The organism is Pedobacter jeongneungensis (assembly GCF_000633455.1).
Lineage (GTDB): Bacteria > Bacteroidota > Bacteroidia > Sphingobacteriales > Sphingobacteriaceae > Pedobacter > Pedobacter jeongneungensis_A.
Genome location: NZ_AYMG01000029.1, coordinates 29,881 through 45,344, shown reverse-complemented (window position 1 = coordinate 45,344; position 15,464 = coordinate 29,881). Strand labels below are relative to the sequence as shown.

The window sequence follows — 15,464 nt, the reverse complement described above, 5'->3', positions numbered from 1 at the left end:
ATGAAACTATTTTTTACCTCTTTAATAGTCTGCTTTATTTTACTCAGCAGTTTGCAGGCTTTTGCGCAAAATACCCTTCGCGGTAAAATTACCGACAGTAAAGATAAACAGCCCCTGGCAGGTGCCGCCATCAAATTAAAAGGCACTAAAATTGGCACCAGTACGAATAATAAAGGCGAATTTAACCTCACTTTTTCTCAAAAAGCAGATAGTATCATTATTCATTTTCAGGGTTATACCGAACAGGTGCTAGCCATTAATAACCAATCGGAGATTAATGTGGAGCTAAAAGAGGACATTCATTTGCTATCTGATGTGGTGGTTACTGGTGTAGCTGAAGGAACCAGTCGTAAAAAACTAACTTTTGCCTTAACTAAGGTAAATAATGACCAGATCAATACCGTTCCGGCAACTGATGCTTCTCAAACCCTGAGGGGTAAAGTTGCGGGGATCCAGATCAGTCAATCTTCAGGTAATTCCGGCGCTACGGTTTACCTGCGCGGGGCTAAATCAGTATCCGGCAATATTGCTCCGCTTCTGGTAATAGATGGTTTTGTGACGGCGTTAAGCTTATCTGATTTAAATCCGCAGGACATTGAGTCTATCGAAGTGGTTAAAGGAGCTGCAGCTTCTGCACTTTATGGTACCAGGGGAGAAGGCGGAATTATTCAGGTACTCACCAAAAAAGGAAAAGGCAACGGAAAGGTGAATATTATCGTGGATAATGAGTTTGGATTCAGTAACGTACAAAATACACCGCCTACCTCGCAATTCCATCATTTTAAAGTGAATGCCGATGGATCTTTTATACTTAACGGCAATGCCAGAACCATCGATGTACAACAGAACGGTTATTCGCTCAACCTGCATCCATACCAAAATGTGTACGATAACGTGGCGAATATGCTTAACAACAACCCTTATTTTACAAATTTTGTCTCTGCATCAACTGCAGGTGATAAATATACCTTGTATGCTTCCTTTCAAAATCAATACAAAGGTGGGGTAGCGGAACCTGTTGGAGCCGATAAAAGGCAGACGGCCTTATTCAATTTCGGTTATAAACCGGTTAAAAACTTAGAAGTTAACCTTAGCCTGCAATATTTTAATAATCAAACCCCATCTTCTTCCATTTCATCAAGCGGTAGTGGCTCGTTATTATATGCCACCTCACTTTACGAGCCTTTTATCAACCTGCAGGAACGTGATGCTTCCGGCAAATATGCCTTTAAACCCTATGGTTTTGACATCCAGAATTTCAATGTGAACAACCCTTTTTATCAATTGAGTTACCGTGAATATGATAATAACAGCGACAACTTACTTGCTGGTTTAAAGGTGAAATATCAGTTCACTGATAAATTGAATGCCGAGGTCTACACTTCGCTACAGAACGAAAATTATAGTGAAACCGATTATTACCCGATCGGGTTTCAGACCATCTCTGCAGATATTACCCGGAACAACGGCTATTATGGCGAAAGCACTTCAAAAACAACTTCTAAAAACGGACAGGCCCAGTTAAATTACAACAATAAGTTTAACGATTTCGATTTCGGTGCCACCTTAAAAGCGGTGTACGAAGAAAACAGGGTTACTTCGTTATCTGCTTCGGGTTATAACCTGAGTGCTCCGGTTAAAAGTCTTGCTGCGGCATCGGCCGATAGCAGAAGTATCGGTTCCAGCTGGGAACAAACGGTTAACTATGGCTACTTTTTAAACTTAAAGGCGGCCTGGAAAGAAAAGATTTTTGTAGATGTACTGGGCAGGCTGGATAACAGTTCGAGGTTTGGTGCTGATGTAGGTACGGCCTTTTTCCCAAGGGTATCAACGGCGTACCGTTTAACCGAAGATGTAAAACTGGGCATCATCAACGAATTGAAATTAAGGGTAGCCTATGGTAAAGCCGGAAGTTTGCCTCCTTTTGGCGCTAAGGATAGTCAGGTTTCTCTATCCAGCTCTGGCGGTGTAAGTTATAACCAGCGAGAAAATACGGACCTGAAAAGGGCCATTACCTCCGAACTTGAATTTGGTTTTGACGCACAGCTGTTTAAACGCATTAATGTGCAGGCCAATTATGCTTTTTCTAAAAGTATAAACGATTTTATCCTTGTTCCCGCTTTTCCTCCAACTACAGGGTCGGCAAGGATTTACGGCAATTTAGGCGCTGTTAAATCGAATTCACTCGAACTCGAAATCAACGGCAACGTAATCAGTAAAAATGCCTTTACCTGGAATACAGGTATTACTTTTAGCAGAATCAGAAGCAAAATCACTTCATTGGGTGATGTACCCGAATTTACAGACGGCGATTTCAGAAAAGCACCCGGGGTAAGTCCTTTTGCTTTTTATGGTTATAGCGTGCTTACTGGTCTCGATCAATTGGAAACCAATGCACAGGGCATAGTAACCAATGCGGCAGGAGGAATTTATAAACCAAGCGATTTTACCCTGAATCAATTGGGTTTTGTGGTGTTAAAAAGCCAATTGGGTACAGCAGCTGAAGCACCATTATTATATCAAAATGCAGCAACGGGCAATTCGAAAATTATTGGCGATGCACAACCTGATTTTATTGTGGGGTTTTCAAATACCTTTAACATCGGTCCATTGTCTGTTTATGCCGTTTTAGACTGGAAACAGGGTGGACAGAAGTATAACGAAACCCAGCAGTACCTTACTTATCAGTACCGTTCGCCGTTTTCTGATCAGGTTGCACAGGCCGGTTTACCGCTTGCTTTTACCACAGCAGTATTTAACGCGCAGCAAACTACCGATTACTGGTTGCAGAACAGCAGTTATGTCTCGCTGAGAGAAGTTTCTTTAAGTTACAAATTACCGCTAAAGTCCCTCGGGATCAACCGTGTTTTAAGCAACGCCAGGCTGGCACTTGTTGGTCGTAATTTATACACCTGGACCTCCTTTACCGGAGTAACCCCGGAAGGAAACCAGGATTTTTATGATTACCCAACTTACCGCATTTACAGCGCAAAACTTACGCTAAACTTTTAACGAACAGAAAAATGAAAAATCTATTATACTTATCATTAATTGCACTAAGCCTTAGTGCCTGCAAAAAAACTGATTTTGATAATCCTACCACTTTAACCAATCAGGAGGCCATCGATCAGATCAAAGACCTGGGGCTGAAATTAACCACAAGCAGCGTACAAACCGTTTTCAGCACGAGCACAAGTGCATCAGGAACACATTTTAGCCTTTTGGCTGACCAAACCACCAATACCAATGGAAACTCTTCCTGGTGGGATTTCGCCAACGAACCACGCTTAAGGCTCAACAACAATACATCGTACCGCGGTGCAGTTACCTGGAATACTTTTTACAACAACTTTTATCAGGCCAATTTAGATGCTACCCTGGCACTGGATATTATTGAAAAGCAGGGAAAAAAGATTTACGATACACAGGGTAACGACCGCACACAAGACTGCCTGGTGGCTGCCTATTATGCTAAAGGAATAGCACAGGGCTATTTAGGCGTTATTTTCGACCGTGGCATTATTGTAGATGACGTGAATTTAAGTACCAAAGATTTTCCGGATTCTTACAAGGCCTTAATTGCTAACGGAATTAAGCTGATTGATAAATCTATCGCATTGGCCGAAGCAAACAGCCAGTTTAAGTTCGATTTTTTGAGTGGGAAATCATTTAGTAAATCAGATTTTATTAAGCTAGCCAACTCGATGGCTGCCAGAATTTTGTCTTCAGAAGCACGTGATAAAGCTGAAGCTGAAAAAATCGGCGATGCGCAGTGGAATAAAGTACTGGCTTATGCCGAAAAAGGTTTTACCAGCGATTTTGTAATTACCACGGTAACGGGAGGCTATTACAATCAATTATTGACTAATCTGGTACAGCGCAATTCAGATGGTTCTGGCTGGTTGCCGCCCGATGTGAAAATTGCCTGTTTAGCAGATAAAACCGGAAATACGCCTAAATTTTATCCCTTAACCGGAATATTACCAAACATCAGTAGCAATGATAAACGTTTCGACAGTTACTTCGGCTACACCACTAGTTTCGGGATATTTATCGAATCGCGTGGACGTGGCCTTTTTACCAACTGGTACAGGAAAAGGTGGTACAATACGGCCAATACCCTCAACTCGCCCGGAGCGGTTAATCCTTATTTCTTAGCCGAAGAAATTAGGTTATTAAAAGCAGAATCTAAATTCTGGTTAAAAGATTATGCCGGGGCTGCTGCTTTGCTCAATGATCCGGCTGCGGCCCGAAAAGCAATTGGCACCCTTCCTGATGTTGCAGCCAACCAGGCCGATTTAAGAAAACAGCTTCACTACGAATATGCCATCGAGATTGATGGTGCAGGTGGCGCATTTTTACCATTCACTTTTATGCGCAGGAACAATTTGCTGGTGGGTGGTACCCCAACCGAATATCCTTTACCTCAGCTGCAGCTCGACCTGGTGAAACAGCCTGTTTATACTTTTGGCGGTAATGCTTATTTCGGAGAAAAAGGAAAATACGGCGAGGTAGCTACCGCCGCTGATGAAGGTTGGAAAGCAGCAGAAAAATAAAAAACTTACCGTTAACCGATTTAAATAATTAACCAGTTGAACAATTTATAATTACCCTTTAAAAAACAAGATGATGAAAATGAAACTATTAACCTTAGTCGCAGTTTTGCTTAGCCTTGGCGCGTTTGCACAACAGCAGAAATTCGAAAACCCTAATGCCGATAGCAGGGGCTATCTGGTAAAAGTTGGCGATAAAGCGCCTGATGATTTTGAACTCGTACTCAATGATGGAAAGAAAACCACTTTAAAAGAGCTAAAAGGTAAAATCGTGATTTTGCAATTTACTGCAGCCTGGTGTAAGGTTTGCCGCGAAGAAATGCCTTATTTAGAAAAGGATATCTGGCAGGCTTACAAAGACAAAGATGTGGTGCTGATTGGTGTTGACCGGGATGAACCGCTTGATGTGGTGCAAAAATTTCATAAAGACATGAACATCAGTTATCCGCTTGCGCTTGATCCCGGAGCTAAAATCTTTCAGAAATTTGCGGATAAAAAGGCTGGCGTTACCCGTAATGTAGTGATAGACAGGGATGGCTACATCAGGTTTTTAACCCGCCTGTACGATAAAGAAGAATTTAGTCTCCTGGTTAAAAATGTAAAAGAATTAAGTCAGAAAACAAGCAGATAATGTGCTGATTATAATGTTTTCGATATATGAACAGGCTCAGTAATTAAAATTGGGCCTGTTTCTATTAATATGCAGCCCATTCACGTTTTATGCAAACGTTTGTGCAGTGAAAAATTAAACATGAAATCATGCTTATCAATATATTGTATCCTATAAATATTCTACAGGTTTAATATATGATGAATAGAATTTCGATAGTGGTGCTGATTAGTATATTAACGATCAGTGCTTATGCTCAAAGATCAAAATCCAAACCCAATATTGTGTACATCCTGGCCGATGATTTAGGCTACGGTGAACTGGGCAGTTATGGGCAGCAGAAAATAGAAACCCCTAATTTAGATGAACTTGCCAAACGTGGCATGCGTTTTACGCAGCATTATGCCTATCCGGTTTGTGCACCTTCAAGATATGGATTGATGACAGGTATCAACTCTGGAAAAGCATTTATCCGCGGTAACCACGAGTGGGGCGAACGTGGGGAAGTATGGAACTTTAAGGCAATGGAGGCAAATCCTTTTCTCGAAGGACAGTACCCCATACCTGACTCTACCATCACCATTGCCAAAGTATTAAAAACGGTAGGCTATAACACTGGATTGGTGGGCAAATGGGGATTGGGAAGCCCGATGACCGCTGGGGTACCCAACCGCCAGGGTTTTGACTATTTTTATGGTTTTATCTGTCAGCGGCAGGATCATACCTATTACAGCGGGCATTTATGGGAGAACGAAAACCGGGTTCCCCTTGATAATAAGATTGTTGATCCGGATGTTAAATTTCCTGCTGATCTTGACCCTTTAAACGAAAAAAACTACGAAAAATACCAGCAGAATGATTATGCGCCTGATTTTCTGATCAAAGCTGCATTAAATTTTATTGGGAAAAATAAAGAAAACCCTTTCTTTTTATATTATGCCAGTCCTTTGCCACATGTATCTTTACAGGCACCAAAAGAACTGGTTGATTACTACCATAAAAAGTTTGGCGATGAAAAACCATTTCCTGGTGGCTCGTATTTCCCTTGCCGTTATCCACGTGCTACTTATGCTGCCATGATTACACTGCTCGACCGGCAGGTAGGGCAATTAATCAAAAAACTCAAAGATGAAGGCGTTTACGATAATACCATTATCATGTTCTGTGCAGATAACGGTACTGCGTTTAATGCAGGAACTGATCCCGTATTTTTTAACAGCAACGGCCCTTTTAAAGGCGAATATGGCTGGGGTAAAGGTTTTGTGAGAGAAGGGGGAATCAGGGAGCCTTTCATCGTATCCTGGCCCGGTAAAGTAAAAGAGGGATCAACAAGTGATCTGATCTCTTCAACTTTGGATATAATGCCTACCTTTTGCGACCTTTTAAAGATAAAAACACCATCCGGGATTGATGGATTAAGTATTTTACCGACCATTTTGAGCAAAGGAAAACAGATGCAGCATGATTACCTTTACTTTGAATATCCCGAATACGGCGGACAGCAGGCCATCCGCATCGGGAATTGGAAAGGAGTAAGGTTAGATATGATCAAAGGCAATGATAAATGGACATTATACAACCTCAATACCGACCTAAAAGAACAAAATGATGTTGCTTCTGCTCATCCCGACATCATTATGCGAATGGTTGCCATTTCCAAAAAAGAACACCATACACCATTAATTAAGCGTTTCGAAATCCCTGTTCTGGAAAAAGAAAAACAATAATATTAAGTAAACTTTTAGCTGTTTTAGATAGCTAATACCCCCGTAATATTTAAATTTGGCCAATATCAATCCTTTGTCAATATGACCTATGTAGAAAAATTACAGGCCCTGCGTAAGCTAATGGCCAGGCAGCATATAGATGCCTATATCATTACCGCTGCAGATCCTCATATCAGCGAATATCTGCCGGCGCATTATAAGGCCATTCCATTTGCCTGCGGTTTTACAGGCTCGGCCGGAACGCTGGTTATCACACAGGAATTTGCAGGTCTCTGGACAGATTCTAGATATTTTACGCAAGCAGAGGCACAATTGACCGGTTCGGGTTACGAATTGGTAAAATTAAAAATACCACATACTCCTGAGTACATCGATTGGTTGCCCGGAGCTTTGCCTAAAGGTGCCACGGTGGGCTTCAATTACCAGTTAATTACTGTCACATTGGCTACAGCACTAAAAAATAGCCTGCAGCAACACGAAATATCCGTAACTAATGTAGATTTCGTTAGTGAAATATGGTCAGATAGGGCAGCCCTGCCAATGGAACAAGCTTTTTTAATTGATGCCGAAGCTGCTGGCCTGAGCGTTTCATCTAAAATAACTCAGGTAAGAACCGCCTTGGCTGCATACGGTGCCAATGATCACTTTATTTCCTCTCTTGATGATATTGCCTGGCTTTTTAACCTCCGCGGCAAAGATGTAGACTATAATCCTGTTGCTTTAAGCTTTGCTTTAATTACGTCCAACGAAACAAAGCTTTTTATCGATAAAGAAAAACTCTCAATAGCAGATGTTGAGGCTTTAAATCAGCAAGGGGTGGTTTTACATCCTTATCATGAAGCAGGCAATGCTCTGGCATCGCTGCCAGAAGATGCTGTGGTCTTTATTGATCCTAAACGGACATGCTTTGGCTTATATCAGCTTTTACCTAAAGCAGCTAAAGTAATTTCAGGAATTAATCCGAGTACACATTTAAAAAGCCTGAAAAACGAAACGGAAATCAAACATATCCGAAAAGCCATGTTACATGATGGTGTAGCCTTAACCCGATTCTTTAAATGGTTGGAAGAACACTTAGGGAAGGAAAAAATTACAGAATGGTCTGCAGCGCAAAAACTGGATGCATTTAGAGCTGAAAATGCTTCTTTTGTAGGTTTAAGCTTTAATACCATTTCAGGATATAATGCCAATGGCGCACTGCCACACTATACTGTAACGCCAGAGAGCGATCAGGAAATCACTGGCGATGGTTTGTTTCTGGTCGATTCTGGAGGACAATACCTTTATGGCACAACAGATATTACCAGGGTAATACCCATTGGCAATTGCACAGTACGCCAGTCAGACGATTATACCTTGGTGTTAAAAGGTTTGATAGAAGGTTCTAAATTAATCTTTCCAACGGGTACAAATGGCTATCAGATCGATTCTATCTGTAGAAAGCCCCTTTGGGATTACGCGATAAATTTCGGCCATGGTACTGGCCACGGCATTGGTTTTTTTCTAAACGTACATGAAGGACCTCAGACCATTAGTCCGGCTAATGTAGATATTTCCTTTAAGCCAGGTATGGTAACGTCAATCGAACCTGGTATTTATCGCCCAGAAAAACATGGTGTGCGAATAGAAAACCTGGTTTTATGTATTCCTAATGGCCATACTGAATTTGGCGACTTCCTCGCTTTTGAAACATTAACCCTATGTTTTATTGATACCACCATTATAAACAAATCACTTTTAGAAACCCATCAGCTTGCCTGGTTAAATCAGTATAATCAGACAGTTTTTGATCAGCTTCAACCTTTGCTCTCTGCAGAAGAAGCTGAATGGCTGAAAGAGAAATGTAAGGCTGTTTAATCCATCGTCATTTCGAGAGGCCAGTTTTATAAAAAGGACAAAGGAATTGGAATGATGGTTTTTTTTGTCTGATCGTCATTTCGACCGAAGTGGAGAAATCTTTGAACTTTACATTCAAAGATTCTCTTCCGAAATTTCGGGACTTCGTTTCATATGATAGCTATCGGGTTGATTGGGAACCACGGAGTGCTCATGAATGCCTTTGAAAAAAAGGAAAACTTATGAATAATCGTAATGCAATAGGCTTTAAGATTCCCGCTTATGCCTATCGCCTGGATACAAAATTATAAAGATTCTTCTCCCGCTCTATGCCGCGGCGGCATGGTAGTTTTTCGCAGATCATTTTTAGTTGTGCTCAAGAATGCTGTGCATTTTGGAGCGCCAAAGTAACCAAAGCGCTTCGTCATCCGATAGCTATCGGATCCACCCAGGGGGCTTTTACAGAAGCCCCATACACATCAAAAAAACAGCGGCACTTTGTTTTGTTAGTATTTGCTAAATTAAAGTCCTTGCAAACTTTAAACACAAAACCACTACGTTTGAGGTTTGGAAGTACCATTTGTACTGTGTTGCAACTGTTTTTTTGATTTTTCCTGGCTCTTGGGATTGACGGCACTCTTCGGTAAAACCTGTTGGTTTTTGAAAGGAAGCTAGCATAACGACACAAAAATTTTTAAAAAAAGATGTGTCCACGCGACAGATTTGTGCGGGAATTACGAACTATCCAAATCCAGCATTTCGATTCCCTGCATAACACCCGCTGCAACTGTAGTAGTAGGGGAGATCCTGTCCAAAAATAAAATCTCCCTGCAGGGTATTAATTTAATCTGCGCATCCATCTGTTTGATCTGCAGGAAAACGAATAAATTGTCTGTCTAATCTATTTTTTATTTAATAATTTGAGCTTTACAACAAAACATTCGGTTTTTGTATAATTATTAATGATTGATAATGAATAGTATATAAGTTTTATTAATGATATGAATTGATATATAGGTATTCAATTTATTTTATTTCAGACTTTTAATAATATATTAAATCACAATTTAGTAAATAAAAACTTTAATTAAAATATGTTTATAATCAATGAATCAAATTATTATAATTCAAAATTATCAGATCATCATTTTATACAAATCAAACCAATAAAATACCTTTAAATTTAGAATTACTGTCAGATTTTGCACTAATTTTTCGGTAAGCAGAAATTTATTGTGACTTTTATAAATAGCTTATAATTTGCAAATACAACCCATATTTTAGCCATTCGGTTTAATGGCTATTTTATAAAGATCACTTTTGGGATATTTGCCTAATTCATGAAAAATATGTTTGAAAAGAAAGTTTACCTCCAACGGCGTTCCGCATTAAAATCAAAAATAAATGCTGGGATATTACTCTTTTTGGGTAATGAAGATAGTCCCATGAACTATAAAGATAACACCTACCACTTTAGGCAGGATAGTACCTTTTTATATTATTTTGGGATCAGCGAACCCTCATTGGCTGCAATTATCGATTTAGATGAAGATGAAACCATTTTGTTTGGAAACGAAATGGGTATTGATGATATCGTATGGATGGGCAGACAAAAAACTTTAGCCGAAAAAAGTGCAGACTCAGGCTTAACCAAAGTGCTGCCTCTAGATCAGCTGGATACCTTTCTTAATCAATATCAGGCAAAAAAACGTGCCGTTCATTTTTTACCACCTTACCGTCCGGAGAATAAAATTAAACTGGCCAATTGGTTTAACATTCCAATCGATCAGCTTAAAGAACAGGCATCACTTGCTTTCATAAAAGCTGTTGTTGCACAACGTTCAGTTAAATCAGCTGAAGAAATAGTAGAACTGGATCGTGCCGCTTCACTATCGGCCGATATTCATCTAATGGTGATGCAAGAGGCAAAACCTGGGATGTACGAGCGTGAGCTTGCTGCTAAGATTCAGGGTGCTGCTTTGGCTTCAGGAGGAAATTTGGCTTACCCGGTTATTTTAACCGTTCGTGGTGAAATCCTCCATAACCATTATCATGGCAACCAGCTTCAGGATGGCCAGCTTGTGCTTAACGATTCGGGTATGGAAACAGCTTTAGGTTATGCCGGCGATCTTACCCGTACTTTTCCCGTAGGCAAGAAATTCAGCCCTGAGCAAAAAGATGTTTATGATATTGTACTCAATGCCTATACCCATGCTAAAAATCTTTTGGCACCTGGAGTAAGGTATTTAGATGTGCATCTGGCTTCCTGCAAAATGCTGGCACAAGGCTTAAAAGATATTGGATTGATGAAAGGCAATGCAGAAGATGCTGTACAGGCTGGTGCACATGCGATGTTTTTTCAATGCGGTACCGGACATATGATGGGCCTTGATGTGCACGACATGGAAGATTTAGGCGAGCAATACGTGGGTTATACCGATGACCTGGTTAAAAACACCACACAGTTTGGTTTAAAGTCTTTAAGATTAGGCAAGGCACTCGAAGCGGGTTATGTATTAACTGTTGAGCCCGGCGTTTACATCATCCCCGAACTGATCGACCGTTGGAAAGCCGCCAGTCAATTTACCGAATTTATCAATTACGATAAATTAGATCAGTTTAGAAACTTTAGTGGCATTAGGGTAGAAGACGATTTTCTGGTAACCGAAAGCGGAAGCAGAATGTTAGGTAAACATTTGGCCTTAACTACCGAAGAAGTTGAATCGGTAAGGAGCAGCGCTTATTAAAATTTTAGTGCCGTCAGATGTTTCCATCTGACGGGTTTACATAAATGGTATTCTTTTTTAAGGATATCGTCATTGCGAGAAGGCTTTTTCAGCCGACGAAGCAATCTTACTACTATGGGTTATAGCGATCGTTGTAAGATTGCTTCCCTAAAAAGTCGGGGCAGGCTGTGCCTCGAAAAGGACGACTCTTTTGATGAGAATCGATCTATACATATCCATTCCACTACCGATGAAGGATCGGTACAGGTTACGCTTTAGTCGAGATAATAACACTTCATCCCAAGTGGTCTATTTCCGGTCGGTATTGGTTAAAATCCAACAATATTACCGAGTACTTATCCCCTAAATTTGACAATCAGTTAAAGAGTTCATTCATGATGAACTTAAATAAGCAATACTTTAATTAACTAAACTTAAAGTTTAGTTAAAATTCGTATCAATCTTAATATTAAAAATATAAAAGTAAATGAGTATTAAATGGACGGGAGTTTTTCCTGCTGTAACCACTAAGTTTACAGCGAATGATGAATTGGATTTTCCGGCTTTCGATTTAAATATCGAAGCACAGCTGGAAGCAGGCGCAGAAGGCATTATTTTAGGCGGATCACTTGGCGAAGCCAGTGTGCTTACCGATGAAGAAAAATTTGGCCTGCTATCGCACACTTTAAGTCTCGTAAACGGCCGTGTACCGGTTTTGTTGAACATTGCAGAGTCTACCACAAAAAAAGCGATTGAAGCCGCTAAAAAAGCAGAATCACTTGGCGCAAACGGATTGATGTTATTGCCACCGATGCGTTATAATGCAGCGGCAGATGAAACCCTTGCGTTTTTTGGAGCCATTGCAGAAAGTACAAGTCTGCCGATTATGATTTACAACAACCCTGTCGACTATAAAATCGAAGTAACATTGGATATGTTCGAGGTTTTGACCAAATATGATAACATCCAGGCGATAAAAGAATCAACAAGAGATGTATCAAATGTAACCCGTTTGATTAACCGTTTTGGCGATCGGTTTAAAATCTTTACCGGTGTAGATCCCCTGGCGATGGAAAGTATCGTAATGGGTGCCCATGGGTGGGTTGCAGGTTTGGTTGATGCTTTTCCCAGAGAAACCGTTGCCATTTTCAGGTTGATCAAGCAAAACCGCATTGCCGAAGCCCTCACCATTTACCGTTGGTTTTTGCCTGTTTTGGAACTGGATATCCATGCCAAGCTGGTGCAATACATTAAACTGGCAGAAGTAGCCACCGGATTGGGAACTGAGGCTGTGCGTGCACCACGTTTGCCCATAAGTGGAGCAGAAAGAGAAAAAGTATTGAAAATTATTAACGATGCATTAGCTGTTCGTCCTGAATTACCAGCTGGAAGTTGGGGCAAATAGTTTAAAAATCAAATATGAACGGGAAAAACATTGTAGCCAATACCTATACAGAAATTAATGAAAAAAGCCTTAAAGCTGTTAATCCTTCAACAGGATTAACGCTTGATGGCGAATTTTTTAAAGGAAACGAAAGTTTGGTTGATGAGGCCTTAATCGCTGCAACTAAAGCTTTTTACAGCTATAAAAATCTAAATAAAGATCTTAAAGCAGCTTTTTTAAATGCCATTGCTGACGAAATTGCTAACCTGGGCGAAGAATTGGTAAACAGGGCTTCGGCAGAAAGTGGCTTGCCATTAGCACGCTTGCAGGGCGAATTGGGTAGAACCACCGGGCAGTTAAGATTATTTGCCAATCTGGTGGCTGAAAGCTCGTGGGTGGATGCGATCATAGATACAGCACTTCCTGAAAGGCAACCTTTACCCAGACCAGATATCAGGAGAATGTTGGTGCCGATTGGCCCGGTAGTGGTTTTTGGTGCAAGTAATTTTCCGCTTGCTTTTTCGGTAGCTGGTGGCGATACGGCCTCGGCATTGGCTGCAGGTTGTCCTGTGGTGGTAAAGGTACACCCCGCACATTATGGTACAAGTGCCTTAGTAGGTGGTGCAATTATAAAAGCTGCTGAGAAAACCGGTATGCCTAAAGGTGTTTTTTCGATGTTATATGATGATGGTTATGACATAGGTGCTAATCTTGTGCAACATCCATTAACCAAAGCTGTAACTTTTACAGGTTCATACAAGGGTGGCATGGCTTTGATTAATTTAGCGCAACAGCGCGAACAACCTATTCCGGTTTTTGCCGAAATGGGCAGTATCAATCCGGTAATCCTCCTTCCGCAGGCATTAGAAAAACAGGCAGAAGAATTAGCCAAAAGATATGCGGCTTCTATTACTTTGGGGGCCGGTCAGTTTTGTACCAACCCTGGTTTGTTGCTGGCTGTTCAGTCTCCGGGACTCGATAAATTTAAAACGGTTCTAAAAGAAGCCATTGCTGCTATTCCATCTGCAACCATGCTTACTGATGCCATTGCTGGTAATTATCGTAAACTTTCTACAGAAATTATAAATGAAGGAGGAGTTGAGGTTGTAGCGGTATCTGATTTGAATAATAGTGAATTAAAAAATCAATCTCAGGCAAAAATTGCACAGGTAAGTGCAGCTGATTTTATCAAAAATCCAAAACTCCGCGAGGAAATTTTCGGACCATATTCATTGTTGGTTGTAGCTGATGATATTGATGAACTCGAAAAAGCGATCGATGTATTGGAAGGACAATTGACTGCAACGCTGATGGCCGAAAAGCAGGAGCTTCAACATTATGAGGCTTTGGTAAGCAAACTCACCGATAAAACAGGAAGGATCATTTTAAATGGCGTGCCTACCGGAGTAGAAGTTTGTGCAGCCATGCAACATGGCGGACCGTTTCCGGCAACTAACGATAGCCGTTTCACATCGGTAGGTTCTACCGCAATTAACCGTTTTGTTAGGCCATTGGCTTATCAGGATTGGGAACAGGAACTTTTACCAGACGAACTGAAGGACGGGAATCCTTTAAATATTTTCAGAACTGTTAACCAAAAATTAACCAAATCTCATGAGTAAAACATTTTTTTGTGTAGATGCGCACACCTGTGGAAATCCGGTGAGGCTGGTGGCAGGTGGTGGTCCCCAGTTATCGGGTGCAAATATGAGCGAAAAGAGACAGCATTTTCTGAAAGAATTTGATTGGATCAGAACAGGTTTAATGTTCGAGCCACGCGGGCATGATATGATGTCGGGCAGTATTCTTTATCCGCCACACGATCCTGATAACGATGTTGCGGTACTCTTTATTGAAACCAGCGGTTGTTTACCCATGTGCGGCCATGGAACAATCGGTACCATTACCATTGCTATTGAAGAAGGACTGATTAAACCAAAAATACCCGGTGTAATTAGAATGGAAGCCCCGGCAGGGCTGGTATTAATCGAATACAAGCAGGGGGGGAAAAAGGTTAAATCGGTTAAGCTTAAAAATGTGGCTTCTTATCTGGCTGCTGAAAACCTCGAGATCGAATGCCCTGATTTAGGAACACTTACTTTTGATGTAGCATATGGAGGAAATTTTTATGCGATTGTTGATCCGCAGCATAATTTTCCGGGATTAGAAAATTATACCGCTTCACAATTAATTACCTGGAGCCAAACCATCAGAAAACGCATTAACGAAAAATATACTTTTGTTCATCCGCTTGATCCAACAATAAACGGCTGTAGCCATGTATTGTGGACAGGTAAAACAATCGACCCTACATCAACCGCCCGAAATGCCGTTTTTTATGGAGATAAAGCCATCGATCGGTCACCTTGTGGCACTGGTACCTCTGCGCGTATGGCCCAGTGGCACGCCAAAGGAAAATTGAAATTGGGAGAAAATTTTATCCACGAAAGTTTTATCGGCAGTAAATTTACCGGAAGGGTAGAAGAAGAAGTAGAACTGAACGGAATTAAAGCAATTATCCCGAGTGTAGAGGGCTGGGCCAAAGTATTCGGTTACAATACGATTAAAATTGATGCCGAAGACGATCCATATGCACATGGATTCCAGGTGATATAGTAAGTGTTTAAA

9 protein-coding genes are annotated in these 15,464 nt (G+C 40.9%); all 9 read left to right on the top strand.

All coding sequences use genetic code 11. From position 1 onward, the window contains the following. The 9 genes from U859_RS0124360 (at window position 1) to U859_RS0124315 (ending at window position 15,452) form a co-directional block, all read left to right on the top strand. Window positions 1-3,012, top strand: a complete 3,012-nt coding sequence (locus tag U859_RS0124360) for a SusC/RagA family TonB-linked outer membrane protein (protein WP_025145876.1) — start codon at window positions 1-3, stop codon at window positions 3,010-3,012. Window positions 3,013-3,023: 11 nt separating this feature from the next. Next, the gene (locus tag U859_RS0124355; RefSeq protein ID WP_025145875.1) at window positions 3,024-4,556 is read left to right on the top strand and encodes a hypothetical protein; all 1,533 of its coding nucleotides are present in this window, start codon (window positions 3,024-3,026) and stop codon (window positions 4,554-4,556) included. Between the two features lie 79 nt (window positions 4,557-4,635). Beyond that, complete coding sequence (locus U859_RS0124350; RefSeq protein ID WP_025145874.1) at window positions 4,636-5,184, top strand: TlpA disulfide reductase family protein; 549 nt, start codon at window positions 4,636-4,638, stop codon at window positions 5,182-5,184. Between the two features lie 176 nt (window positions 5,185-5,360). Then, a complete protein-coding gene (locus U859_RS0124345; RefSeq protein ID WP_025145873.1) occupies window positions 5,361-6,890 on the top strand; it encodes an arylsulfatase in 1,530 nt (509 codons plus the stop codon). A gap of 81 nt (window positions 6,891-6,971) precedes the next feature. Next, on the top strand, window positions 6,972-8,747 hold the full coding sequence (locus U859_RS0124340) for an aminopeptidase P family protein (RefSeq protein WP_025145872.1): 1,776 nt from the start codon (window positions 6,972-6,974) through the stop codon (window positions 8,745-8,747). Between the two features lie 1,319 nt (window positions 8,748-10,066). After that, on the top strand, window positions 10,067-11,473 hold the full coding sequence (locus U859_RS0124330; protein WP_240183092.1) for an aminopeptidase P family protein: 1,407 nt from the start codon (window positions 10,067-10,069) through the stop codon (window positions 11,471-11,473). Window positions 11,474-11,939: 466 nt separating this feature from the next. Then, window positions 11,940-12,857, top strand: coding sequence for a dihydrodipicolinate synthase family protein (locus U859_RS0124325; RefSeq protein ID WP_025145870.1), 918 nt, complete (start codon window positions 11,940-11,942; stop codon window positions 12,855-12,857). 14 nt (window positions 12,858-12,871) lie between these two features. Beyond that, window positions 12,872-14,458, top strand: coding sequence for an aldehyde dehydrogenase (NADP(+)) (locus tag U859_RS0124320; RefSeq protein ID WP_025145869.1), 1,587 nt, complete (start codon window positions 12,872-12,874; stop codon window positions 14,456-14,458). Then, window positions 14,451-15,452, top strand: a complete 1,002-nt coding sequence (locus U859_RS0124315) for a 4-hydroxyproline epimerase (protein ID WP_025145868.1) — start codon at window positions 14,451-14,453, stop codon at window positions 15,450-15,452. Before U859_RS0124320 ends, U859_RS0124315 begins: the two co-directional genes overlap by 8 nt. Window positions 15,453-15,464: the final 12 nt, after the last annotated feature.